Source organism: Mesorhizobium sp. BH1-1-4 (assembly GCF_020165665.1).
Taxonomy (GTDB): Bacteria; Pseudomonadota; Alphaproteobacteria; order Rhizobiales; family Rhizobiaceae; genus Mesorhizobium.
In genome coordinates, this window is the sequence record NZ_JAIUIN010000003.1 from 253229 (window position 1) to 278594 (window position 25366).

Annotated in this window: 20 protein-coding genes and 1 pseudogene; 11 read left to right on the top strand and 10 right to left on the bottom strand. The window is 63.7% G+C overall.

All coding sequences use genetic code 11. The annotated features are described in order from the left end of the window. Positions 1–7 precede the first annotated feature (7 nt). From LB569_RS07715 to tpiA, 4 genes are all read right to left on the bottom strand, one after another. On the bottom strand, positions 8–1645 hold the full coding sequence (locus LB569_RS07715) for a CTP synthase (RefSeq protein ID WP_140701320.1): 1638 nt from the start codon (positions 1643–1645) through the stop codon (positions 8–10). A 137-nt stretch (positions 1646–1782) separates the two neighbouring features. Further along, complete coding sequence (locus LB569_RS07720) at positions 1783–2913, bottom strand: L,D-transpeptidase (protein WP_224691896.1); 1131 nt, start codon at positions 2911–2913, stop codon at positions 1783–1785. Between the two features lie 211 nt (positions 2914–3124). Next, positions 3125–3616 (bottom strand): preprotein translocase subunit SecG, encoded by a 492-nt coding sequence (gene secG / locus LB569_RS07725; protein WP_140701322.1) that lies wholly within the window; start codon positions 3614–3616, stop codon positions 3125–3127. A gap of 167 nt (positions 3617–3783) precedes the next feature. Beyond that, a complete protein-coding gene (gene tpiA / locus LB569_RS07730) occupies positions 3784–4554 on the bottom strand; it encodes a triose-phosphate isomerase (RefSeq protein WP_224691671.1) in 771 nt (256 codons plus the stop codon). Between the two features lie 143 nt (positions 4555–4697). Here tpiA and LB569_RS07735 point away from each other — a divergent pair, with 143 nt between their 5' ends. From LB569_RS07735 to glp, 5 genes are read left to right on the top strand one after another with little or no spacing between them, the layout of a single operon-like run. Then, complete coding sequence (locus tag LB569_RS07735; RefSeq protein ID WP_140701326.1) at positions 4698–6590, top strand: SurA N-terminal domain-containing protein; 1893 nt, start codon at positions 4698–4700, stop codon at positions 6588–6590. After that, on the top strand, positions 6587–7597 hold the full coding sequence (gene trpD, locus LB569_RS07740) for an anthranilate phosphoribosyltransferase (RefSeq protein WP_224534709.1): 1011 nt from the start codon (positions 6587–6589) through the stop codon (positions 7595–7597). The genes LB569_RS07735 and trpD overlap by 4 nt, the downstream gene beginning before the upstream one ends. A gap of 3 nt (positions 7598–7600) precedes the next feature. After that, a complete protein-coding gene (gene trpC / locus LB569_RS07745; protein WP_224691673.1) occupies positions 7601–8413 on the top strand; it encodes an indole-3-glycerol phosphate synthase TrpC in 813 nt (270 codons plus the stop codon). A 2-nt stretch (positions 8414–8415) separates the two neighbouring features. Then, entirely contained in the window at positions 8416–8898 is a 483-nt protein-coding gene (gene moaC / locus LB569_RS07750; RefSeq protein WP_224691674.1) for a cyclic pyranopterin monophosphate synthase MoaC, read from the top strand. Then, positions 8898–10103 (top strand): gephyrin-like molybdotransferase Glp, encoded by a 1206-nt coding sequence (glp, locus tag LB569_RS07755; RefSeq protein WP_224691676.1) that lies wholly within the window; start codon positions 8898–8900, stop codon positions 10101–10103. Before moaC ends, glp begins: the two co-directional genes overlap by 1 nt. A 43-nt stretch (positions 10104–10146) precedes the next feature. Here glp and LB569_RS07760 read toward each other — a convergent pair whose 3' ends face one another. Beyond that, positions 10147–10977 (bottom strand): alpha/beta hydrolase, encoded by an 831-nt coding sequence (locus tag LB569_RS07760; RefSeq protein ID WP_224691678.1) that lies wholly within the window; start codon positions 10975–10977, stop codon positions 10147–10149. 307 nt (positions 10978–11284) lie between these two features. Here LB569_RS07760 and LB569_RS07765 point away from each other — a divergent pair. Continuing rightward, a pseudogene (locus tag LB569_RS07765) lies at positions 11285–12909 on the top strand (AMP-binding protein). Further along, on the top strand, positions 12906–13742 hold the full coding sequence (kynA, locus tag LB569_RS07770; protein ID WP_263491161.1) for a tryptophan 2,3-dioxygenase: 837 nt from the start codon (positions 12906–12908) through the stop codon (positions 13740–13742). Before LB569_RS07765 ends, kynA begins: the two are co-directional and overlap by 4 nt. Before the next feature lie 44 nt (positions 13743–13786). Here kynA and kynU read toward each other — a convergent pair whose 3' ends face one another. Genes kynU through LB569_RS07790 form a run of 4 tightly spaced genes read right to left on the bottom strand, consistent with a single transcriptional unit; the run spans position 13787 to position 17809 of the window. Continuing rightward, positions 13787–15034, bottom strand: coding sequence for a kynureninase (gene kynU / locus LB569_RS07775; RefSeq protein ID WP_224691897.1), 1248 nt, complete (start codon positions 15032–15034; stop codon positions 13787–13789). Between the two features lie 19 nt (positions 15035–15053). Continuing rightward, positions 15054–15977 (bottom strand): ABC transporter permease, encoded by a 924-nt coding sequence (locus LB569_RS07780; protein WP_224691679.1) that lies wholly within the window; start codon positions 15975–15977, stop codon positions 15054–15056. A gap of 5 nt (positions 15978–15982) precedes the next feature. Next, the gene (locus LB569_RS07785) at positions 15983–16762 is read right to left on the bottom strand and encodes an ABC transporter ATP-binding protein (protein ID WP_224534720.1); all 780 of its coding nucleotides are present in this window, start codon (positions 16760–16762) and stop codon (positions 15983–15985) included. A 60-nt stretch (positions 16763–16822) separates the two neighbouring features. Further along, complete coding sequence (locus LB569_RS07790) at positions 16823–17809, bottom strand: ABC transporter substrate-binding protein (RefSeq protein WP_224691898.1); 987 nt, start codon at positions 17807–17809, stop codon at positions 16823–16825. Between the two features lie 153 nt (positions 17810–17962). On the opposite strand from LB569_RS07790, the gene LB569_RS07795 reads away from it, so the two are divergent. After that, positions 17963–18736, top strand: coding sequence for a GntR family transcriptional regulator (locus tag LB569_RS07795; protein ID WP_224691688.1), 774 nt, complete (start codon positions 17963–17965; stop codon positions 18734–18736). A 385-nt stretch (positions 18737–19121) separates the two neighbouring features. Continuing rightward, complete coding sequence (gene lexA, locus LB569_RS07800) at positions 19122–19865, top strand: transcriptional repressor LexA (RefSeq protein ID WP_140701348.1); 744 nt, start codon at positions 19122–19124, stop codon at positions 19863–19865. Here the strand turns inward: lexA and LB569_RS07805 are convergent. Continuing rightward, the gene (locus tag LB569_RS07805) at positions 19859–22315 is read right to left on the bottom strand and encodes a ComEC/Rec2 family competence protein (RefSeq protein ID WP_224691690.1); all 2457 of its coding nucleotides are present in this window, start codon (positions 22313–22315) and stop codon (positions 19859–19861) included. The two genes, lexA and LB569_RS07805, sit on opposite strands and share 7 nt — an antisense overlap. Before the next feature lie 103 nt (positions 22316–22418). On the opposite strand from LB569_RS07805, the gene gltX reads away from it, so the two are divergent. Continuing rightward, positions 22419–23843 carry a glutamate--tRNA ligase gene (gene gltX / locus LB569_RS07810; protein WP_140701352.1) on the top strand — a complete coding sequence of 475 codons (1425 nt, stop codon included), beginning with the start codon at positions 22419–22421 and terminating at the stop codon, positions 23841–23843. Between the two features lie 183 nt (positions 23844–24026). Beyond that, on the top strand, positions 24027–25349 hold the full coding sequence (gene gltA, locus LB569_RS07815; RefSeq protein WP_015317794.1) for a citrate synthase: 1323 nt from the start codon (positions 24027–24029) through the stop codon (positions 25347–25349). Positions 25350–25366 lie beyond the last annotated feature (17 nt).

A 25366-nucleotide genomic window follows, 5' to 3' on the forward strand; every position in this document is an offset into this window, starting at 1 on the left:
GAAGCCGTCAGACCAGGCGGCTCTGTTCCACCGCCGCCTCGATGAAGCTGGCGAACAGCGGATGCGGATCGAGCGGTCGGCTCTTCAGCTCGGGATGATATTGCACGCCGATGAACCAGGGATGGTCGGGGTATTCGACCGTCTCCGGCAGCACACCGTCGGGCGACATGCCGGCAAACACCAGCCCACAATCCTCGAGCCGCTGCTTGTAGTCGATATTGACCTCGTAGCGGTGCCGGTGACGTTCGGAAATCTGCGTGTCGCCATAGATGTCGGCGATCTTCGAGCCCTTGGCGAGCTCGGCCTGATAGGCGCCGAGCCGCATCGTGCCGCCGAGATCACCGGTCGCCCGGCGTTTCTCCAGCATGTTGCCCTTCAGCCATTCGGTCATCAGGCCGACGACAGGTTCCTTGGTCGGGCCGAATTCGGTCGACGAGGCATGGTCGACACCGGCAAGCGACCGCGCCGCCTCGATGCAGGCCATCTGCATGCCGAAGCAGATGCCGAAATACGGCACTTTGCGCTCGCGTGCGAATTTCGCCGCCAGGATCTTGCCCTCCGAGCCCCGCTCGCCGAAGCCGCCGGGCACCAGGATGCCATGCACCTTCTCCAGCCATGGCGTCGGATCCTCCTTTTCGAAGATCTCCGATTCGATCCAGTCGAGCTTGACCTTCACGTGATTGGCCAGCCCGCCATGCGAGAGCGCCTCTATCAGCGATTTGTAGGCATCCTTGAGGCCGGTATACTTGCCGACGATGGCGATTGTGACCTCGCCCTCCGGATTGTGGATGCGGTTGGAGACAGCCTGCCACGGCTCCATGCGCGGCTTGGGCGCCGGATCGATGCCGAAGGCGGCCAGCACTTCCGAATCCAAGCCTTCCTTGTGGTAGGCCATGGGCACGTCATAGATATGCGGCACGTCGAGCGCCTGGATGACGGCGCTTTCCCTGACATTGCAAAACAGCGACAGCTTTCTGCGTTCTTCCTTCGGGATGGCGCGATCGGCGCGCACCAAAAGAATGTCGGGCGCAATGCCAATGCCGCGCAGTTCCTTGACCGAATGCTGGGTCGGTTTGGTCTTCAGCTCACCCGCCGTCGGGATATAGGGCATCAAGGTCAGATGCACGTAGACGGCGTTGTTGCGCGGCAGATCGTTGCCGAGCTGGCGGATCGCCTCGAGGAACGGCATCGCCTCGATGTCGCCGACCGTGCCGCCGATCTCGCACAGCACGAAATCATAGTCGTCATTGCCGTCGAGAACGAAGTTCTTGATCTCGTCGGTAACGTGCGGAATGACCTGGACGGTGGCGCCGAGATAGTCGCCGCGCCGCTCGCGCTCGATGATGTTCTTGTAGATACGCCCGGTGGTGATGTTGTCCTGCTGGTTGGCAGAGCGGCCGGTGAAGCGCTCGTAATGGCCAAGATCGAGATCGGTTTCGGCGCCGTCATCGGTGACGAACACCTCGCCATGCTGGTACGGCGACATCGTGCCGGGATCGACATTGAGGTAGGGATCGAGTTTTTTGATGCGTGCGCGATAGCCTCGCGCCTGCAGGAGAGCCCCAAGGGCCGCTGCGGCTATGCCTTTTCCGAGTGAGGAAACCACGCCGCCTGTGATGAATACATATCGCGCCATGGGAGTCATCGCTTAACGCGGCCGGATTGATTCCGCCAGAGAAAAAACCGCCGCGAAGGCTTTTTCCCAAGAAGGCGTCGAGGGCAGGAACAAGGCAAAACAAAAGGGCCGGCTGAGCCGGCCCTTTCGGCATGATGATGAAAACGTCAGATGATGACGACTTTGGTACCGACCCGGACGCGGCTGTAGAGATCCATGACGTGCTCGTTCATCATCCGGAAGCAGCCATTGGAGGCACTGGTGCCGATCGACTGCGGCGCGATGGTGCCGTGGATGCGCAGATGCGTGTCCTTCTTGCCGTCATAGAGGTAGATGGCGCGGGCGCCGAGCGGGTTCTGTCCGCCGCCGGCCATGCCGTCCTTGTACTGGCCGTAGTGCTTGGGCTCGCGCTTCTGCATGTCGAGCGTCGGGATCCAGCGCGGCCACTCCTGCTTGTCGCCGACCGCGACGGTGCCCTTGAACTGCAGGCCTTCGCGGCCGACGGCGATGGCGTAGCGGCGCGCGGTGGTCGATGATTCGACGAGATAGAGGCGGCGAGCGCTGGTGTCGATGACGATCGTGCCGGCATCATAGCCAGTGAATTCCACGTCCTGCGGCACGAATTCCGGCTTCACCTTGAACGGCTTCTTGGCGTTCCTCTGGGCAAGCGCGGAGTCGAGCGCGCGTGTCTCCGGCAGATAGCTGATCGACGATCCTGACGAGGTGCCGCCGAACAGGCCGGCGAAAATGCCGCCGCTGGGCTGCGTCTGGCCGCCGACGACCTCGCTGCGCAACTCGCCATTGTTGCCGGTCAAGGCGACGTTCATCGCCTCGGCGGGGATAGGCTCGGCCGATTGGATCGGCGCAACCGGCGTCACGGGTTCGATGATCTTGGTGGTCTTCTTGGCTGGCTTGGCCTCGGCCACTTCGGTTGCCGGAGCGCTCTTGCCTTTCTGGGCCAGGAAGGCCTGACGATCCGCGTCAGCCCTGGCCTTCGCGGCCTCACGCATCGCCATCTTCCTGGCTTCAAGCGCCTTGGCCTTTGCGTCTTCCTTGTCGGCGGCGATCTTGGCCTCGATCTTCTTGATCTGGGCGAGATCGTCCGGCGTTGGGCTTTTCTTCTTCTTGAGAAGCTTCAACTGCGCCGCATCGCTTTTGGCTGCGACGGGGATGGCGTCGGTTTTTTCAAGCGACACCGACTGTTGTGCGGCCATGTTTGCCGGCATGGCGGCGAAGGCCGGGGAACTCAGGCCGATTGCGGCGCAAAGTCCCAGGAAAATGAAGCTGCGAAGCTGCATGGCGAAGATCCGATCGTTCAATGCTTGTTGCCCACGGCGTCGCCCGGCGTCCCCCAAGGACACCGAAAATGCCGCGTGCAATCTATAGTCGAATAAGCGCGGATCCCTCAAGCGCGGGCCCGCAACAGCCCCCGTCGAATCTTCGTGATCGTGCCGCATTTGCCGCGACTGTGTTCAAACGATCACAGATCGCGGCCTGGAGAAGTGGAGGTTACTGGTTCGGGACCTGCGGCGTCGCTGGCGCTGTGGTCGCCGGCGCGGCGTTGGTAGCGCCGTTGGTGGCAGGTGCCGTCGAACCGGCGGCGGGTGCCGTGGCCGGAGCGTTTGCCGGGGGCGTCGCGCCGGCATCGTTGCCGGACGGCGGCGTCGGCGTGGCGTTGCCGGCGGGTGCCGGGGTGGTCGTACCCGGCAATTGGTTGAGCACGCCCTTGCCGGCATTGTCCGAAGTCGCCGGAACCCGGTCGAGAATGTCGATCGGCTTTTCGCCGTAGCGGGCGATGATCGACAGGGTAAGCGACGTGACGAAGAACGCCGCCGCCAGGATCGCCGTCGCCCGGGTCAATGCGTTGGCGGCACCGCGCGCCGTCATGAAGCCAGATCCGCCACCAATGCCAAGGCCGCCGCCTTCGGAGCGCTGCAGCAGCACCACGCCGACAAGGGCGAGCACGACCATGAGATGGATGACGATCAATACGGTTTGCATAGTTTATCCTGGCAAGGCCTTGCCCGGCCGCGGACACGACCGGTGAATTGGAGGCGGCTCAATACAATGCTTTCACGGCATTTCCAAGCCCGTGGCCGGAATATGGGAAGCAACGCACCCTTTGCAACGAATTTGGATGGGACAAGCCCCGCCCGTCCCAGTGAATCTCACCCCGCAATGCTGCGATAGGCTTCCGCGATACCGAGGAAATCGGCCGCTTTCAGGCTGGCGCCGCCGACAAGCGCGCCATCGACATTCCTGACGCCCAGCAGTTCCACGGCGTTAGACGGCTTGACCGAACCGCCATACAGGATGCGCATCCTCGCCGCGCCGCCACCGAGCCTTTCCGACAGCTTTTCGCGGATATGCGCGTGCGCCTCGGCCACATCGGCAGCGGTTGGCGTCAGCCCGGTTCCGATCGCCCACACCGGCTCATAGGCAATGACGGTGTTGGATGGCGTGGCGCTTGGCGGCACCGAACCGGCAACCTGGCGCGACAGCACGTCGAGCGTGGCGCCGGCCTCGCGTTGTTGCTGCGTCTCGCCGATGCAGACAATCGCCACGAGCCCGGCGCGCCAGGCAGCGGTGGCCTTGGCCTGGACCGTCGCATCGTCCTCCCCGCGTTGTTCGCGGCATTCGGAGTGACCGACGATGACATGGCTCGCGCCCGCGTCCTTCAACATCTCCGCGGAGATGCAGCCGGTATAGGCGCCGCTCTCCTTGGTGTGGCAGTCCTCACCGCCGGCATGGACGGGGGTGCGCGACAGAATCTCCGCCGCATGGGAAAGCAAGGTCGCGGGAACGCAGACCAGCGCCTCTGTTTCGGCGTCGAGTCCGCTCATGAAGCCGTTGCCGATCATCCTGAGTTCGTTGAGCGAGGCGCTGGTGCCGTTCATTTTCCAGTTGCCGGCGACAAGCGGACGAATTCCAGGGGTCATTGGGCGGTCTCTCCAGGCGACATTAAGCAGCGCCCTCACTACCAAAATCAGGCCACAAAGCAATCGACAGTGGGCCGGAAGGGCGCTATTGCGCTTGTTTCAGACTCGGCGCATGCGAAAATGCGCATAAATCGGAATTGTCCATGCTTGGTATATTGAGAAACGCGGCGGGCACTTGGGTCGCGAAGACATTGCTTTCGCTGCTGGTGGTCAGTTTCGCTGCCTGGGGTATCTCCGGACGCCTGATGGGCGGATTTGCCGGCCATGATTCAGTGATAACGGCCGGCGGCACCAAGGTGTCGATCAACGAATACCGCCTCGCCTACGACCGGCAGCTCGCCGTCATGTCGCAGCAATTCGGTCAGCGCCTTACCCATGAACAGGCCAAGGCGCTCGGCATCGACAACACGGTTCTGGCGCAACTCGTCTCGGGCGCGGTTCTCGACGAACAGGCACGCAAGCTCGGGCTCGGCTTCTCCAAGGACAAACTGGCCGAACTGACGCGCGAGGAACCCGCTTTTCGGGGTCCGGACGGCCAATTCGACCGCAGGGTCTTCGAGGGGCGGCTTCGTGACCTGGGCATGCGGCCGGAGGACTATTTGAAGAACAAGGCTCAGGTCGCGGTACGCCAGCAGATCGTCGAGGCGGTCTCTGACGGCCTCAAGGCGCCGGATACGTTCTTCAAGGCGGTCGCTCTCTACCGCGGCGAAGACCGGACGGTCGACTATGTAACCTTGCCCAAGACGCTGGTCGAGCCGATCGAGGCGCCGAGCGACAGCGTGCTCCAGGCCTATTTCGAAGCCAACAAGAAAACCTACGCCGCACCCGAATACCGCAAATTCTCTTATGTCCGCCTCGAGCCCGTGGACATCATGGATACGACCGCCGTCACCGACAGCCAAGTCAGCGACGACTACAACAAGAACAAGGCGCGCTACACCACGCCCGAAATGCGTACCATCGAGCAGCTTGTGTTCAAGACGCCGGATGCCGCCAAGGCAGCGTTCGATTCGCTCAAGGCGGGCGCCACTTTCGAAAAGCTGGTGACCGCCGAAGGCAAGACCCCGGCCGACACGCTGCTTGGCACGCTTGCCAAGGACAAGATCGCCGACAAGGCGGTTGCCGATGCCGCCTTCGCGCTCGCCGCCAATGAAGTCAGCCCGGTCGTCCAAGGCGCCTTCGGTCCAGTGCTGCTGCGTGTGACCGAGATCAAGCCCGAGGTGGTGAAGCCGCTGGCGGAAGTGTCCGATCAGATCCGCAAGGATTTGGCTTTGGGTGAGGCAAGCCGCATCCTGCTGGATGTGCACGACAATTATGAGGACACCCGTGCATCGGGCAGTTCGCTGGCCGACACGGCCGCCAAATTGAAGCTCAAGGACGTCACCATCGACGCCATCGACCGCAGTGGCCTCAGGCCCGATGGCTCCATCGTCAAGGACCTGCCGGAATCGCCGGCGCTGATCAAGGCCGTCTTCGATGCCGAACCCAACACTGAAAACGAAGCGCTGACCACGGCGGACAACGGCTTCGTCTTCTACGAGGTCGGTTCGATCACGCCGGCGCGCGACCGCACTCTCGACGAGGTGCGCCAGAAGGTCGTCGCCGACTGGACAGCGGCCGAGACCACCAAGCGGCTTGCCGCCAAGGCGGACGAATTCGAGAAGCGGCTCAAGGCCGGCGCCACGCTCGACGTCATCGCCGGTGAACTCAAGCTGGAAAAGCAGACCAAGCGCGGCTTGAAGCGCGAAGCCGATGATGCCGATTTCGGCAAGGAGGGCGCCGCCGTGATGTTCGGCGTCGGCGAAGGCGGCACCGGCTTGATCCCCTCGCCCACCGGCGACGGCCAGATCCTGTTCAAGGTCGCCGAAGTGTTCGAACCGGCCGGCGCCGATGCCAGCTCGGTGCCGGACGACGCACAGAAATCCTTCACCGCCGGCATGTCCGACGACCTGCTCGACCAATTGGTGGCGCAGTTGCAGACGCAGTACGACGTCCGCATCGACCAGGCCGCCGTTGCCCAAGCCTCGACAAGATGAGCGCGCTGAAAACCCATATCGCCAAGGTCGCGACCGGCACCGCCCTTTCCTTCGAGGAAGCGCGCGAGGCTTTCGACATCATCATGTCGGGCGACGCGACCCCGGGACAGATCGGCGGCTTCCTGATGGCATTGCGCGTGCGCGGCGAGACGGTGGGCGAGATTTCGGGCGCTGTCGCCACGATGCGCGCCAAGATGCTGCGCGTCGACGCGCCAGATGGCGCGATCGATATTGTCGGCACCGGTGGTGACAATTCGCACTCGGTCAACATTTCGACGGCTTCCGCCTTCGTCATCGCCGGCAGCGGCGTGCCGGTCGCCAAGCACGGCAATCGCGGCCTGTCCTCGTTGACCGGCGCGGCCGACGTGCTGATTGCGCTGGGCGTCAAGATCGACATCGCGCCGGAGACGATTGGCAAGTGCATCCATGAAGCCGGCGTCGGCTTCATGTTCGCGCCGGCGCATCATCCGGCCATGAAGCATGTCGGCCCGACCCGCGTCGAACTCGGCACCCGGACCATTTTCAACCTGCTCGGCCCCCTCTCCAATCCGGCCGGCGTGAAACGGCAGATGGTCGGCGTGTTCATGCCGGAATGGATCATGCCGGTTGCCGAGACGCTGCTGGCGCTGGGCACCGAGCACGCCTGGGTCGCCCATGGCGATGGCTATGACGAGATCACCACCACCGGCGAGACGCAGGTCGCCGAGTTGGTCGGCGGCGAAATCCGCAGCTTCACGCTGACCCCGGAAGAGGTTGGGCTGAAGCGCCATACCAAGGACGAGCTGCGCGGCGGCGACGCCGCCTACAACGCCAAGGCTTTGCGCGACATGCTGGGCGGTGCCGCCGGCGCCTATCGCGACACCGTGCTGATGAATGCCGGCGCCGGCCTGGTGATTGCCGGCAAGGCGACGACGCTGGGCGACGGCATCGCCATTGCCGCGCAGGCCATCGACAGCGGCCGGGCGCTGCGGGTGCTCGACCGGCTGGTCGAAATTTCGAACGGGTGAACCGTGTCTGACATTCTGCGCAAGATCGAAGCCTACAAGCGCGACGAGATCGCCGCCGCCAAGGCACGCCTGCCGCTGGCCGAGATCAAGGCGCTCGCGAAAGAAGCCGACGCACCACGCGGCTTTCTCGCGGCGCTTGAAGCTAAGCGCAATTCAGGCGATTTCGCCCTGATCGCCGAGATCAAGAAGGCAAGCCCCTCCAAAGGGTTGATCCGTGCCGATTTCGATCCGCCGGCACTGGCGAAGGCCTATGAAAAAGGCGGCGCCGCTTGCCTTTCCGTGCTGACGGACGCGCCATCCTTCCAGGGTGCGCCGGAATTTCTCACCAAGGCGCGGGCAGCCGTCACCCTGCCCGCATTGCGCAAGGATTTCCTGTTCGATCCCTACCAGGTCCATGAAGCGCGCGCCTGGGGCGCGGACGCCATCCTGATCATCATGGCCAGCGTCGACGACGCCCTGGCGAACGAGCTTGAAGCGACCGCGTTCGAACTCGGCATGGATGCGCTGATCGAGGTGCATGACGAGGCCGAGACGGAGCGCGCGCTGAAACTGTCGTCGCGGCTGATCGGCATCAACAACCGCAATCTGAGAACGTTCGAGACCAGCCTTAAGACCTCCGAACGGCTGGCGGCGATAGTACCCGCCGATCGCCTGCTGGTCAGCGAGAGCGGCATCTTCACCCATGACGATTGTCTCAGGATGCAAAAGAGCGGCATCGGCACCTTCCTCGTCGGCGAAAGCCTGATGCGGCAACAGGACGTCACCGCCGCGACGCGCTTGCTCCTGACGGGCAAGGCAGCAGCCGAGGCGATCTGATCGTGGCGGCCACCCTCACGCACCTTGGCGCACAGGGCGAGGCCAACATGGTCGATGTCGGCGACAAGGAAGAGACGACGCGCACCGCGATCGCGGAGGGCTTTGTCTCCATGCAACCAGAAACGTTGAAGACCATCCTCGCCGGCAATGCCAAGAAAGGCGATGTGCTCGGCACGGCGCGTATCGCCGGCATCATGGCCGCGAAAAAGACGCATGAGCTGATCCCGCTCTGCCATCCCCTGCTGCTGACCAAGGTTTCCGTCGACATCGAGCCAGACCATGCACTGCCGGGCCTGAAGGTCACGGCACTAGCGCGCGTCACCGGCAAGACCGGGGTCGAGATGGAAGCTTTGACCGCCGCGTCCGTGGCCTGCCTGACCATCTACGACATGGCCAAGGCGGTCGACCGCGCCATGGTCATTTCCGGCATCCGGCTGGTGGAAAAGACCGGCGGCAAATCAGGCGACTACAAGGCAGACGTCTGATGGCGCTGGTTCCGGTCGCCGAGGCGCTCGAACGCCTGCTGGATGGCGCCGCACCGCTGGCCAGCGAAAGCGTCCCTCTCATCGAGGCGGTCGATCGTGTGCTGGCCGAACCGGTCGTGGCGCTTCGCACCCAGCCCCCCTTCAACGCATCGGCCATGGACGGCTATGCGGTCCGCGCGGTTGATGTTGCCTCGGTGCCATCGAAACTCTCGGTGATCGGCATGGCGCCGGCCGGGCGCGGCTTCGAGGGTGCGGTCGGCCAGGTACAGGCCGTGCGCATCTTCACCGGCGCACCGCTGCCTGACGGCGCCGACACCATCGTCATCCAGGAGAATGTCAGGGATCTCGGCGGCGGGGAAATCGAAGTGATCGAGCCCACCGCCGAATGGCGCAACATCCGCCGCGTCGGCCTCGATTTTTCCAAAGGCGACGTGCTGCTGGGAAAAGGACGCGTGCTCGACCCGGCTGCGTTGTCGCTGGCGGCGTCGGCAAACCACCCGCGAGTGAGCGTGGTGAGACGGCCGCTGGTCGCCATCATCGCCACCGGCGACGAGCTGTTGCCGCCCGGCAGCGAACTCGGCCCGGACCAGATCATCTCGTCCAACGCCTATGGCGTTGCCGCGGCGGCGCAATCAGTCGGCGCCCGCGCGCTCGATCTCGGCATCGCCGCCGACCGCAAGGACGCCATCTCCGCCCTGGTCAGGCAAGCGGTGGCCGCCGGTGCGGATGTCATCGTCACGCTGGGCGGTGCCTCGGTCGGCGACCATGACCTCATCCACGACGTGCTTACGGGCGAAGGCATGACACTGGGCTTCTGGAAGATCGCCATGCGCCCCGGCAAGCCCCTGATGTTCGGCCGCCTCGGCGACATCAGGTGCATCGGCCTGCCCGGCAACCCCGTGGCAAGCCTGGTCTGCTCGCAATTGTTCCTGAAGCCGCTTCTGGCGAGGCTTGGTGGCCGCGAGCATCGTCAGGACATCCGCCCGGCAAGGCTGGGGAGCGCGATGCCGGCCAATGACCTGCGCCAGGATTATGTACGGGCGGTGGTTCGGCAAGACGACGGCGAACTGGTGGCGACGCCGTTCGGCATCCAGGATTCTTCCATGCTGAGGATGCTTGCAGACGCCAACGGATTGATCGTACGCGCGCCTTTTGCGCCTGCGTCTGTCGCCGGCGATACTTGCAGCGTTCTGATGTTGCGCTGAAGAATTGCTCCGTAAATAGCTGACATCGGGACAAAATTATCGACTATTCCGAGATCAAGGTCCGCGTCAGCGGATGCGCGGGATCGGCGAGGCCATCGACAACGTCGTAATGGTGCCGGTCGGGCTCGATCACGGTATTGGTGATTGCGCCAAGTCCGGTCCAGATGTTGGCCAGCAGAGCATTCTGGCGCAGGAACTCGGAACGCTCGCCGCCGCCGGCCCAGCAGGTGATGCGGACACCATCCAAGGGGCGCAGCAGCGCCGGGCTTTCCGTCAGCGCCTCATGCTCATCGATTTTCAGCGCCGCGTTCATGTCCGTGCGCATCAGCGGGCGCAAATCATGCAGCCCCGAGATCGAGACGACATGGCGTACGCGCCGCGCGACGTCGGTCGCCAAAGGCGTTGATGTCGTCACCATGCGGCTGGCGAGGTGCCCGCCGGCCGAATGTCCGGTCAGCATCAGCGGTCCGTCGATCATGGCGGCGGCCGTGCCGATGGCCGCCGCGATTTCAGTGACGATCCCGGCGATGCGTATATCAGGGCATTGTGTGTAGGACGGCATCGCCACGGCGAAGCCGCTGCCGACCGCGCCATTGCCAAGATGCGACCACAAGCTCTTGTCGGTCTCCATCCAATAGCCGCCATGGATGAACACGACGAGGCCCCTCGGCGTGGCCTTGGGAAGGAAAAGGTCGAACCGGTTGCGCGGCCGATCGCCATAGGCGATGTCGAGGCGTGCCCGGCCCTGCGCCGACAAAGCATCGCGAAAGGCTTGCGCCGGTTCCGACCATGCGGCGGGCCAACGATCACTGCGCGCGATATTGTCGCCATTGGCGTAGGCATTGTCCCAGTCGGCAATGCGATGGTCTGGCATCGGCACCCTCCCCCGAAGCGGCATCGTTTCCGCGCTAGCAATGGCCGCCGACACGTCATGCGTCAATGCTCCAGTGGCAAAACATTTTAGGCTTGAAACAAATTTCGACTGGTGCGATCCTGCCTGCGGAACAGCTGACAAAATGGGAGGTCCGCTGTGCTGTTCGGACGGGTCGACGGTCACCTTTCCGGTGGCATGTCGACAAGACGTTTGCCGGCCGCACGAAGCCTTCCGCGACGGACAGGAATTCAATCCACCGCCCAGGTGCCCCGCACGCTGGCCGGGCAGCAGATGGGGTAGCGGCGAGATGCTTGGGCCTTCAGCGCATACCGACACATTCACGCGCGATCATCTGCCGCCGTTCGAACAATGGCCCGACTTCCTGCTCGACGGCTTCGACTATCCAGAACACCTCAATGCCGGTGTCGAATTGACCGACAGGTTGGTCGAGAAGGGGCTCGGCGACCACACCGCCCTGATCGGCAATGGCCGCCGCCGCACCTACAAGGAACTGTCCGACTGGACGAACCGGCTGGCCCATGCGCTGGTCGAGAATTATGGCGTCAGGCCGGGCAACCGGGTGCTGATCCGCTCGGCCAACAACCCTGCCATGGTTGCCTGCTGGCTGGCCGCCACCAAGGTCGGCGCCGTCGTCGTCAACACCATGCCGATGCTGCGCGCCGGCGAACTCACCAAGATCGTCGACAAGGCCGAGATCACCACAGCGCTCTGCGACACCAGGCTGATGGACGAAATGACCGCCTGCGCCAAGGACAGCGGGTTTCTCAAACAGGTCATCGGTTTCGACGGCACCGCCAACACGATGCCGAACTCGACCGCGCCGCCCTCGACAAGCCGGTCACCTTCACCGCGGTCAGCACCGGCCGCGACGATGTCGCCCTGCTCGGCTTCACCTCGGGCACCACGGGCGTGCCGAAGGCGACGATGCATTTTCACCGCGATCTGCTGATCATCGCCGACGCCTATGCGCGCGAGGTTCTGCAAGTGACACCGGACGATGTCTTCGTCGGCTCGCCACCGCTCGCCTTCACCTTCGGCCTTGGCGGCCTCGCCATCTTTCCCCTGCGCTTCGGCGCGGCGGCGACCCTGCTGGAGCAGGCGACGCCGCCCAACATGATCCACATCATCGAGACCTACAAAGCGACCATTTCCTTCACCGCGCCGACCGCCTACCGCGCCATGCTGAAGGCCATGGACGAAGGCGCCGACCTGTCGTCGCTGCGCGTTGCCGTCTCGGCCGGCGAGACTTTGCCGGCTCCAGTCTTCGAAGAATGGACGAAGAAGACCGGCAAGCCCATCCTCGACGGTATCGGCGCCACCGAAATGCTGCACATCTTCATCTCCAACCGCTTTGACGACAGGAAGCCGGCTTCGACCGGCAAGCCTGTTGGCGGCTACGAAGCGCGCATCGTCGACGACGAAATGCGCGAGGTGCCGCGTGGCGAGCCAGGACGGCTGGCGGTGCGCGGGCCAACCGGCTGCCGCTATATGGCCGACGACCGGCAGAAGGACTATGTGCGCGACGGCTGGAACCTCACCGGTGACACTTTTTGGCAAGACGAAGACGGCTTCTTCCACTTCGCCGCGCGTTCCGACGACATGATCGTCAGCGCCGGCTACAACATCGCCGGCCCGGAGGTCGAGGCGGCGTTGCTTTCGCATCCCGATGTCGCCGAATGCGCGGTCATCGGCGCCGAGGATGGCGAGCGCGGCCAGATCGTCGAAGCGCATGTCGTGCTGGTGCAAGGCGTTTCGCCGGACGCGATGACCGTCAAGCGCCTGCAGGACCATGTCAAGGCAACGATTGCGCCCTACAAATATCCGCGCTCGGTGAAATTCATTGCCGCTCTGCCCAAGACCCAGACCGGAAAAATCCAGCGGTTCCGGCTGCGCACGGAGAAAATCAATTGAGCGAGCCCTACGATCCGGCGTCAGAAGGCGCACAGATGTCGTTCAAGGAACGCATGTCCTACAGCGACTACCTGCACCTGGAGAAAGTACTCGACGCGCAGGAGCCGCTGTCGTCGGCGCATGACGAGATGCTGTTCATCATCCAGCACCAGACATCGGAACTCTGGATGAAGCTCGCCTTGCACGAGATTGGCGCCGCGATCCGCTCGATCCGTGCCGATCGGCTGGAGCCGAGCTTCAAGATGCTGTCGCGCGTCGCCCGCATTTTCGAGCAGTTGAACAATGCCTGGGATGTGCTGCGCACGATGACCCCAAGCGAATACACCGAGTTCCGCGACGCGCTCGGCCAGTCCTCGGGTTTTCAGTCCTGGCAATATCGCGCCATCGAATTCATGGCCGGCAATCGCAACCTCGCAATGCTCGGGCCGCACAAGCACCGGCCGGACCTGACGGACCGATTGGAGGCGATCCTGGCGGCGCCGTCGCTCTACGACGAAGCGCTGCTGCTTCTGGCGCGCAACGGCTTCGACATCGGGGCGGATGCGAGGCGCACGGACTGGCGCGAGACGCGGACCGAGAACGAAGAGGTCCTCGTCGCCTGGCAGACCGTGTACCGCGACCCACAGCGCTACTGGATGCTCTACGAGCTGGCCGAGAAGCTGGTCGACTTCGAGGACTATTTCCGCCGCTGGCGCTTCAACCATGTCACCACGGTCGAGCGCATCATCGGCCTGAAGCGCGGCACCGGCGGCACATCGGGCGCCTCTTACCTCAAGAAGATGCTGGAGGTCGTCCTGTTTCCGGAACTGTGGACCGTCCGCACCCGGCTCTGAACGCTCTGTTCGACGCAATTCCCTACGGAAAAATGTGCCGACTTTCAGGTCACCGCCGTCTTGACCGCGAAGCGCACGTCCTGCCAGGCGTCGGTGCGCAGGATGTCTTCCAGCACCTCGACCGCCTGCCACACATCGGCGTAACCGACATAGAGCGGCGTGAAGCCGAAGCGGATCGTCGAGGGCGCACGGAAATCGCCGATCACGCCGCGGTCGATCAAGGCCCGCATCACCTGGTAGCCGTGCGGGTGGAGGAACGAAACCTGGCTGCCGCGCTGCTTGGCATCGCGCGGGCTTTCGAGTTCCAGGCCGTAGGCGCCGCACCTGGTCTCGACGAGATGGATGAACAGGTCGGTGAGCGCAATGCTCTTCTTGCGCACCGCTGCCATGTCGACATCGTCCCAGATATCCAGCGCACCTTTCAGCGCCCGCATCGACAGCACGGGCTGCGTGCCGCACAGGAAGCGGCGGATGCCGTTGCCGGCCGCATAGCCCTGTTCGAAGGCGAAGGGCCGTGCGTGGCCCCACCAACCGCTGAGCGGCTGCTGGACCTTGTCGTGATGACGCGTGGCGGCGTAGATGAAGGCCGGCGCGCCCGGACCGCCATTGAGATATTTGTAGGTGCAGCCGATGGCGAAATCGGCATTGGCGCTGTCGAGCTCGACCGGCAGGGCGCCGGCCGTATGGCAGAGATCCCAGACGATCAGCGCGCCGACCTGATGGGCCTTGCATGTCAGTGCCGCCATGTCGCGCAACTGTCCGGATTTGTAGTTGACATGGTTGACCAGGACGACGGCGACACGCTCGTCGATCAGGTCCTCAATGTCAGGCGCATCAACGCCCTCGAGCCGCAGCACCGTGCCCGGCCGCGTCGAGGCCACGCCTTCGGCCATGTAGAGATCGGTCGGAAAGCTGTCTCCTTCGGCCACGATGACCGAGCGGTCCGGCCGCATGGCCAAGGCCGCATGCAGCACCTTGTAGATGTTGATCGAGGTCGTATCGCAGACCACCGTCTGGCCGGGCGCGGCGCCGATCAATCGTCCGAGCTGGTCGCCAAGTGCCACCGGCATGTCGAACCAGCCGGCGGTATTCCAGGCGCGGATCAAATCCTGCGCCCACTCCTGTGTCGCTGCCTTCTGCAGCTCGCTGAAGACGGCGGGCGCCGCGGCGCCGAGCGAATTGCCGTCGAGATAGATGACACCTTCCGGCAAGATGAACCGGTCGCGCATGGCACGCAGCGGATCCGCCGCGTCCATGGCTTCGACGGCTGCGAGATCGAGCGGTGCACGCATCATTTCCGACATTCCCCGATTATTCACGGATCGCTTCGCGGGCAGGCGCCGGCCCACGGCCGCGCTTGAGGCTGGGCACGGCAAGCATGGCGAGCACGAACAGGCCGGTGGCCAGCTTCAGGTCGGGCGGGGGCATGCCGGCGGCAAGGCAGAACGACACAAGCTGGTAATAGATGATCGCGCCGGCAAACGGCGCCAGCAACTGCCGCCCGACCGTCTGTTTGCCGACGACCGCCTCGCCGATCATCAGCGCGGCAAGGCCGTTGATGAGGATCCCCAGCCCCATATTGACGTCGGCAAACCCCTGCGATTGCACCATCAGTGCGCCGCTTGAGGCCGAGAACGCGCTCGCCAGCCCGACGCCGCCTATGGTGGCTGCCCAGACATTGATGCCTTGCGCCTCGGCCATGTCGGGATTGGCGCCTACGGCACGCACCGCTGTCCCCTTCTCGGTCCGGAAGAACATGTAGAGCAACGCGAAGGCGGCAAGCGCGAGAAGGCCGGCGACCACGATCTTGCTGGCGGGAAAACCCGGCCGCGCGAACGGCACCCAATCGAAGACGGCGGGCGAGCCGAAGACGGAGAGGTTGGACTTGCCCATGATGCGGAGGTTGATGCTGTAGAGCATCGTCATCATCAGGATGCCCGCGAGAAGCGTGTGGATGCGGAAGCGCAGATGGATGAAGGCGGTGCAGCAGCCTGCCGCGAAGCCCGCCGCGAATGCGACCACGATGGCTGCCAGTGGCGATACGCCGGCGGCCAGCAGCACACCACAGACGCAGCCGCCCAGTGGAAAGGCGCCCTCACTGGTGAGATCGGGAAAATTCAGCATCCGAAACGGGATCATGATCCCGAGCACGACAAAGGCCAGGATCAGGCTTTGCGCCAGCGTGACCGGAATGATCGCGACGAAGCTGGTGAGAATTTCCTGAACAAAACCCATGTCGGTCAGCTCGCCAGCAACATGCGGTCGGTCTTGACGGAAAAATGGCCGATCAGATCGAGAACCGTGACCCTCGCCTTCTCCTCGCCGGTGACCTCCAGCAAGACCCGGCCCGCGTCGAGCATGATCACGCGGCTGCCGTAATCGACGGCGTGCTGCATGTTGTGGGTCACCATCAGGGTCGTCAGCTTCAGCGCGTTGACAGCCCGCACCGTCGCCCGCATGACAATCTCGGCCGTGCGCGGGTCGAGCGCCGCGGTATGTTCGTCAAGCAGCAGCAAATCCGGTGACCCGCCGACCGCCATGATCAGCGACAGCGACTGCCGCTGCCCGCCCGAAAGCAGGTCGACGCGGGTGTCGAGGCGGTTCTCAAGGCCGAGGCCCAGTATCGACAGGCGTTCCTTGTAGGACGCGAGCCGGGTGGCGTTCAGCCCCTGGCGCAAGGTGCGCTTGCTGCTGCGCAAGTCGGCCAGCAGCATGTTTTCCGCGACCGTCATGCTGGCGGCGGTGCCGCGCATCGGATCCTGGAAGACGCGCGCCAGTTGCGCGGCGCGCTTGTGTACGGGCATTCCAGTCACATCGGCGCCGTTGATCAGGATCTGGCCGGAATCGAGGATCAGGGCGCCGGAAATGGCATTGAGCATGCTGCTTTTGCCAGCACCGTTGGAGCCGATGACGATGCCGAACTCGCCCGTGGCCAGCGACAGACTGAGACCGTCCAGCGCGACCTTCTCGTCGGCCTGGCCCTTGTAGAATACTTTGCGCGCCGATCGGATTTCGAGCATCGTTCCTCCCTCACCTCAAGGATGACGGCGCCGAGGCCGTCACCCCTTGCGGTTCCGATGTCAGTCGACGATGCAGCCGCAATCGGCCATCGAAGCGGGTATCTCGATACCGAACGCGGCCATCGCCTTGCGCGAGATCGTTGCCATGTGGTCCTTGTAGGCCGGGCGCGACGACGCGATCGTCTTGGGGTCCTTCCCCTTCAGGATCTCGGCGGCGATGGTGCCGGCGTTGACGCCGACCTGCGTGTAATTGACCGCAAAGCTCGCCGGCACGGTGCCGTTGCGGACCGCGCTGTCATCGGAGTTGACGACCGGGATACCGGCCTGGCGGGCGGCCGCGGAGACAGCGGCGATCGCCGGCTGGATAAGGTTCGAGGCCGGGCCGTAGATCACGTCGGCCTTGCCGGCGAGCGAAGCGATGCGTTGCTGGATGTCATTGACGTTGTCGATGCCGACCTCCACCACCTCGAAGCCGGCCGCGGGCGCCGCCGCCTTGATCTTTTCGACCAAGGCAACGTCGTTGGCCTCGCCGGGATTGTAAGGCACGCCGAAGCGCTTGGCGTTGGGCAGCAACTTCTTGGTGAAGGCCATCACCGCGGCGACGTCCTGCAGATCGCTGGCGCCGGTCATGCCTTCGTCTCCGGCGTCCCATGAGGGCACCAGCTTGGCCGCCACCGGATCGGTGACCGCGGCAAAGACGATCGGAATGCCGGAACCGGCGAGCGCCTTCTTGGCGATCTGCGAAACCGGCGTGGTGATGGTGTAGATCAGCTTGGGCTGCTCGGCCTGCAGCTTGGCGATCATCTGCGGCACCAGCGATGCATCGAAATTGGTATGGCTCTCCGTATAGACGACGTCCTTGCCTTCGACGAAGCCGTTGTCCGTCAGCGCCTTCTTGAAGCCGGCTATGGCGGCGTTGAGCTGCGGATGTTCGCCGAAATTGGCAATGCCGATGCGGATCTGATCGGCGGCGGCACTGCCGGCGCTCACCATCAACGCGCCAGCCAGGAACAAACCCGACACCCAAGCGGATTTCGACTTCAACATCATTTCCTCCCAGATTTGATCAGCGCCGCTTGCAGCGCGGCTACTGCAACGATCATGGTCAGTCGGCCGTCCCCTGTCAAACATTATATATAATTCTTGCCACGGTCGGACATCATATATAATTTCTCTTTGCCGGACGACGGATGGACCGCGATGCAGGATGAGACGAACTCCACGAAAACGGAGGCAGCCTATCGGCTGTTGCGTCGGGATATCCTGACCACGCGCCTCATGCCCGGCGCGCCCCTCAAGCTGAGCGCGTTGCGCGGCACCTATGGCGTCGGCTGGACGCCGTTGCGCGAAGCCTTGTCGCGGCTCGAGGCCGAACGCCTGGTCACCGCCATCAGCAACCGTGGTTTTACAGTCGCTCCCGTATCGCGGGCCGAACTGGAGGATCTGGCGCGCGCCAGGATGGTGGTCGAGATCCCCTTGTTCCTCGAATCGATGGAGAAAGGCGGCAAGGAATGGGAGGATGCCGTTGTCACCGCCCACTACCGGCTCTCCCGTTGCAAGACCGCGGTCGACGATCCCTCGGATGCGGCCGTCGACAAATGGGACGAGAACCACGAGGCTTTCCATGCGGCGCTGCTGAGCGCCGCCACATGCAACTGGCTGTTGCGTTTCCGCTCGACAATCTCGGATCAGCTACGCCGCCATCATCGCTTTCTTGGCCTGGCGCCGACATTACGGGCCGCGGCTGGCCTCAAGGATGGCTATGAGGAGGCCATGGAGGCATTGCGCGAAGCGATCGCCATCGAGCATCACACCGCGATCATGGAAGCGGCACTCGATCGTGACGTCGAGCGGGCCAAGGCGCTGATGACGGCCCATATCGGCTACACGCTGCATGTCTATGTCCACAGCGAAGACAGTGGCGCGACCAAATACGCCGCCCGCGCCGGCAGCTTGAAGGCTGTCGCCGGATGATGTCGGGCCCGTGCACCGGCCGACGCTTGAGGAATAAAGGCCGCCCGTGAGCGGCTTGCCGGCTGTTGGCGTTTTGATTTCGTTTCGTTCCGCCGGAGATGGCACGAACACTTGCTGGAGCCTCTTACCTGGATCCTTCGAAAGGGCTGGCGCCAAGCCTCCTTCAGGGTTAGGCCGCAAGCCATTAACCATAACGATTTCAAGGCCCATGCGGAAACGAAAGGTCGTCTGCCGGCCGCAGTCGCGAGCCAAAAGCTTCTGACGCCTTAACAAATTCACTAAACTTTAAACGGTTGCAGAACACAACTGGAACAGATAGGGTTTGTTCTGGGTTTGTTTTTCGATTCTGAATCAGACCGTTGTTCAATGCCTTGGGGGCCGCGCCATGCTGACACGCAAGCAACATGAACTGCTGATGTTCATCCACGAACGCCTCAAGGAAAGCGGCATACCGCCGTCCTTCGACGAGATGAAAGAAGCGCTCGATCTTGCCTCCAAATCGGGGATCCATCGCCTGATCACGGCGCTGGAGGAACGCGGCTTTATCCGGCGGCTACCCAATCGGGCGCGTGCGCTGGAAGTGCTGCGGCTGCCGGATTCGATCGCGCCCGGCCTCAACGCGGCAAAGAAATTCTCGCCAAGCGTCATCCAGGGCAGCCTGGGTCAAAACAATCTCGGTCGCCAGATCAAGCCGGCAGCCGCACCTTCGCGCCTGCCCGCGGCCGGCAATGACGACGATGCGGTTTCAGCTGTGTCCATCCCCGTTATGGGCCGTATCGCCGCCGGTGTGCCGATCGACGCCATCCAGCATCAGACGCATACGATCTCGGTGCCGCCGGATATGATCATGGGCGGCGAGCACTATGCGCTGGAAGTCAAAGGCGACTCGATGATCGAGGCCGGCATCTTCGACGGCGACACGGTCATCATCCGCAATGCCGATACGGCAAGCCCAGGCGAAATCATCGTGGCGCTGGTCGACGAGGAGGAAGCGACGCTGAAGCGGTTCCGCCGCAAAGGCGCCTCGATCGCCCTCGAAGCCGCCAATCCGGCCTATGAAACCCGCATTTTCGGGCCGGACAGGGTCAAGGTGCAAGGCAGGCTGGTCGGCTTGATCAGGCGCTACTGAGCCTGTTTGCCATCGGGCTTGTCGGGCTTTTTATAGGGCGGCAGTCCCCTCGCCTCGCGTGAGAATTTTCGTTGCTCATGCCAGGGCCGGTATGGTTGGTCGACGGCGAATTCGATCTTGGCCGGGGTCGTGGCCGACCGAGGATCGAAGAAGACCGCGGCACTTCCCTTGCGGGCGAGCTGCCGTTTGGTGACGACGAGAACCAGCGGATTGTGGCAAGCATCGTAGGCGGTCGCGTCATTGACCACGATGAGGTCGGCGAACGCGCAGGCCTTCCAGGTGTCCTTGCGGTCTTCGACATGCGCTATGATCGCACCGGACGGGTGTCTGGCGATACAGACGCCTTCGGTGCAATAGAACGGCGCTCCCGTCGGCAGGTTTACCGCATCGGCGATGGCGAATTGCCCACCTGCCTTGTCGAACATCTCCGGTACGACGAGGGCTTCCGATGTCAGCGCGCGTTTCCAGTTGTCGACGGTGAATTCGTTCGGGCGAGCCCGGTTGACCGCGAGTTCGCCGCCGCCGATCGGCAGCGCGACCAGCCGCGCATCTTCCGAGATCAGCACATCGGGCGTGCGCGTATCCGACACAGTCAACAAGCTGGCAAGCGCGAATGGCAGTGCCGCGAGCCGCAGCCGGGTCGTCGCCATCGTCGCGATGACCAATGCGACGGTTACCAGCAGCACGGATTGCCGCGAAATCAACCCGACACCATCGATTGGCGAGCGCTCCGATATCCACGCCGATACGGCAATCATCGCCGTCAGGCCTTTGCCCATGAGGTAAAGAGCCGGCCAATCCAGTCCGAACGGCATCAGCAACGCACTGGCGACGGCCAGGAACATCACGACCGACACGATCGGCATGACGGCCAGATTGGCGAACAGGCTGAGCGGCGACACCCGCTGGAAATGCCAGATCGCAAACAGCGCCGTGGCGCTGCCGGCGATGATGGACGTCATGGCCAGTCCGCCTGCCCCCAAAAGGAGTTTTCGCGTCAGGAACCCAGCTAGGGATCGCTTTGGCGCCGGTGGCCTCGTCTTTCCCGCATGGTGATCCGCCCAGCCCGCATAAGCGCCGACCAGCGCCGCGGTCGCGGCGAAGGACATCTGGAAACTCGGGCCAACGACTTCGTGCGGGGACACCGCGATGACGGCAATGGCCGAGATTGCCAGATTGCGCATTGTCAGCGCCGCCCGGTCGAACAGAACGGCGATCAACATCACGGCCAGCATGATGAAGCTGCGCTCGGCGGCAACGACGACGCCCGAGATGATGAGATAGGCCGCGATCGAGAAAAGCGCGGCGGCCGCGGCGTACTTCTTGACCGGGCGGCGTGAGGAAAAATCCGGAAACAGCGCGAATACGCCGCGCATCAGCATCATCATGGTGCCCGCGACCAGCGCCATGTGCAGTCCGGAAATCGAAATGATGTGATAGATGCCTGTTCGCCGCATGGCTTCGTTGATTTCATCAGGAATGCCCGCGCGCACCCCGACCATCAGCGCCGCCGCGATCTCACCCTCGGCGCCACCGACACTGGCTCTGATGTGGTCGGCGATGTCCTGCCTGGTATTTTCGACCGACGAGGCAAGGCGGGACCACAGCGGCGCCTCGTCGTCGTCGGGAACGATCCTTGGCGTTCCCATGAAGAAGCCGCTGCCGCCGATCCCAGCGAAATAGCTGTCGAAGGAAAAATCGTAACTGTCCGGGCGCACCGGACCGGTCGGCGGCAACAGCCTGGCGTAGCCGCTCACCAGCGAACCGGCCTTCACGCCGGCCGGTATCTTGGCGGCGGAAATGCGAACCCGTTCCGGTGCATAGCGCAATTTCGGCCGGACGGTCGACGTCACGTCGATGGTCAACCGGATACGTCCGGTCTCCATATAGTCGAGCGACACCACCCGGCCGGTCACCTGCGTGGCGATTTCAGAGCCAAGCATCGGCGTCCCCGCCCGCCACGTCTCGACCTTGGCGGCGAGCACGCCAAGGGCGCAGAGCAGCGCGGCCATCAGACATAGATGGGTCCTGGGCCAGGATCGCGAGGCGACCGCACAGAGAGCCATCAGCACGACGGCGGCGATGGGCTGGACGAACCCAGGTTCAGCCGCCATCGAGAAATAGACGATGACGCCCATGGCCAGGAACACCGGCACCAGCAGGAATGCGATGCCGCGATCGAGCTCCAGCGTGGCCGCCGAAGCCACGCCCGCCTGTACTCTAGGCCACGAAAGGCGGCCGAGATGACGGCGCAGGCGAGCGACCGCACCGGTTCTGGGCACGGTGACCGGCGCGTTGATGCCCTCGGGCAAGGACTGCTCGCCAGGGCGCAATGCGGGCAGTGCCGCCGGCGCCGATGGTGCGAGCGCGGGATTGGCAAACAGGGACCGTTCGCTGACGCCGACAATGGCGTCCTCGCCCTGATCCGAGCTCCGGCTCCGTCCAGCCATCGGGTCTGCCCCTTGCACCCTCGACGCCCTATGCTACATGAACGCGCGACGCGCGAAAGTCCGCGCACGCCGCACCCCGCTTCAGACGTTTTCCGAGAGTTCCATGTCCGACAAGGTCATCACCCGTTTTGCCCCCTCGCCGACCGGCTATCTGCACATTGGCGGCGCGCGCACGGCGCTGTTCAACTGGCTCTATGCCAAGCACACCGGCGGCACGATGCTGCTGCGCATCGAGGACACCGATCGCGAACGCTCCACGGATGCAGCCACCACGGCCATTCTCGACGGGCTGACTTGGCTCGGCCTGTCGTGGGACGGCGATGCGGTCTCCCAGTTCGAGCGCGCGCCACGCCACCGCGAGGTGGCCGAGGAACTGGTGCGCCTGGGCAAGGCCTATTACAGCTACGAGACACCAGCCGAACTCGAGGCGATGCGTGAGGCCGCGCGGGCCAAGGGCCTGCCGCCGCGCTACAACGGCCACTGGCGTGACCGCGATCCGTCGGAGGCACCCGTCGGCGTCAAGGGCGCCATTCGCATCAAGGCGCCGACCGAGGGCGAGACGGTGGTGCAGGACCGGGTCCAAGGCGAGGTGCGCTTTCCCAACAAGGATCTCGACGATTTCATCATCCTGCGGTCGGACGGCAACCCGACCTACATGCATGCCGTTGTCGTCGACGATCACGACATGGGCGTCACCCACATCATCCGTGGCGACGACCACCTGACCAACGCCGCCCGCCAGAGCGTGATCTACAACGCCATGGGCTGGGACGTGCCGTCGATGTCGCACATCCCGCTGATCCATGGTGCCGATGGCGCCAAGCTGTCTAAACGGCACGGCGCGCTCGGTGTCGAGGCCTATCGCGCCATGGGCTACCTGCCGGAGGCGCTGCTCAACTACCTGGCGCGCCTGGGCTGGAGCCATGGCGACGACGAGATCATGTCGATCAAGGACATGATCTCCTGGTTCGACATCGGCGACGTCAACAAGGGCGCGGCGCGATTCGATTTCGCCAAGCTCGAGGCGCTGAACGGCGTCCATATGCGCCGCATGGCCGATTCCGAACTGTTCGACATTTTCATCGCCACCTTGCCCTATCTGGAGGGCGGCCCGGCGATGGCGGCGCGCCTCGACGAGAAGAACAAGGCGCAGTTGCTGGCGGCACTTCCGGGGCTGAAGGAGCGCGCCAAGACGCTGGTCGAGCTCGTCGATGGCGCCGCCTTCCTGTTCGCCGCGCGGCCGCTGCCGATCGACGACAAGGCGGCACTGCTGCTCAATGACGATGCCCGCAAGATATTGCGTGGCGCTCACGAAGCTTTGAAGTCGCTGGCGGGCGACTGGACGGCGGCCACGGCCGAGGCCGCGATCCGCGACTATGCGCTGGCTGGCGGCCACAAGCTTGGCGCCGTGGCCCAGCCGCTGCGCGCCGCCTTGACCGGCAAAAGCACCTCGCCCGGTGTGTTCGACGTGCTGGCCGTGCTGGGGCGCGAGGAAAGCCTGGCGCGCATAGCGGATCAAATCGATTAGGAGCAAACTGGCCCAAGAAGATTGGCATTGAAAGGCGGGTTTCGCAGTGCAACATTAGGCCTTGGCCCAATCTGGCACGCACCTCCTAGAATGCGGTGGCGAATAAGCGCATTGCGGTGATTTCGACGTGTCGCTCTGCGGAATTTGCCTTTGCCGGCATGAGGAAACAAGAAGGAGTTTGCAATGACCGAAGCTGCGAAAAAACTGGATGTGGGCGGCCAGGAGGCCACGGCAACGCTGGAATTCGCCGGCAAGACCCACGAGTTCAAGGTGCGAAGCGGCTCGGTCGGGCCCGACGTCATCGACATCGCCTCGCTCTACAGCACCACCGGCGCCTTCACCTATGATCCCGGCTTCACCTCGACCGCGAGCTGCGAATCCGAGATCACCTTCATCGACGGCGATGCCGGCATCCTCCTGCACCGCGGCTATCCGATCGACCAGCTGGCCGAGCACGGCGACTTCCTCGAAGTCTGCTATCTCCTGCTCTATGGCGAACTGCCCACCAAGGCGCAGAAGGACGATTTCGATTACCGCGTGACGCGCCACACCATGGTGCACGAGCAGATGTCGCGCTTCTTCACCGGCTTCCGCCGCGACGCGCACCCGATGGCGGTTATGTGCGGCGTGGTCGGCGCCCTGTCGGCCTTTTATCACGACTCGACCGACATTTCCGACCCGTACCAGCGCATGGTTGCCTCCATGCGCCTGATCGCCAAAATGCCGACGATCGCGGCCATGGCTTACAAATACCACATCGGCCAGCCGTTTATTTACCCGAAGAACGATCTCGGTTTCGCGGCAAACTTCCTGCATATGTGCTTTGCCGTGCCGTGCGAGGAGTACAAGATCAACCCGGTGCTGGCGCGCGCCATGGAGCGCATCTTCATCCTGCATGCCGATCACGAGCAGAACGCTTCGACCTCGACCGTTCGTCTCGCCGGCTCGTCGGGCGCCAACCCGTTCGCCTGCATTGCCGCCGGCATCGCTTGCCTGTGGGGTCCGGCGCATGGCGGCGCCAATGAAGCGGCGCTCAACATGCTGGGCGAGATCGGCCATGTCGATCACATCCCGGAATTCATCGCCCGCGCCAAGGACAAGAACGATCCGTTCCGACTGATGGGCTTTGGCCACCGCGTCTACAAGAACTACGATCCGCGTGCCAAGATCATGCAGAAGACCGCGCATGAGGTGCTGGGCGAACTCGGCATCAAGGACGATCCGCTGCTCGACATCGCCATGGAATTGGAAAAGATCGCGCTGACCGATCCCTATTTCATCGAGAAGAAGCTCTACCCGAACGTCGACTTCTACTCCGGCATCACGCTGAAGGCGCTGGGCTTCCCCACGACCATGTTCACCGTGCTGTTCGCCGTTGCCCGCACGGTTGGCTGGATCGCGCAGTGGAAGGAAATGATCGAGGATCCGCGCCAGAAGATCGGCCGTCCGCGCCAGCTCTACACCGGAGCGCCGGAGCGCGATTACGTTCCGATCGCCAAGCGCTAAAATCAGGCAGTAGTGAA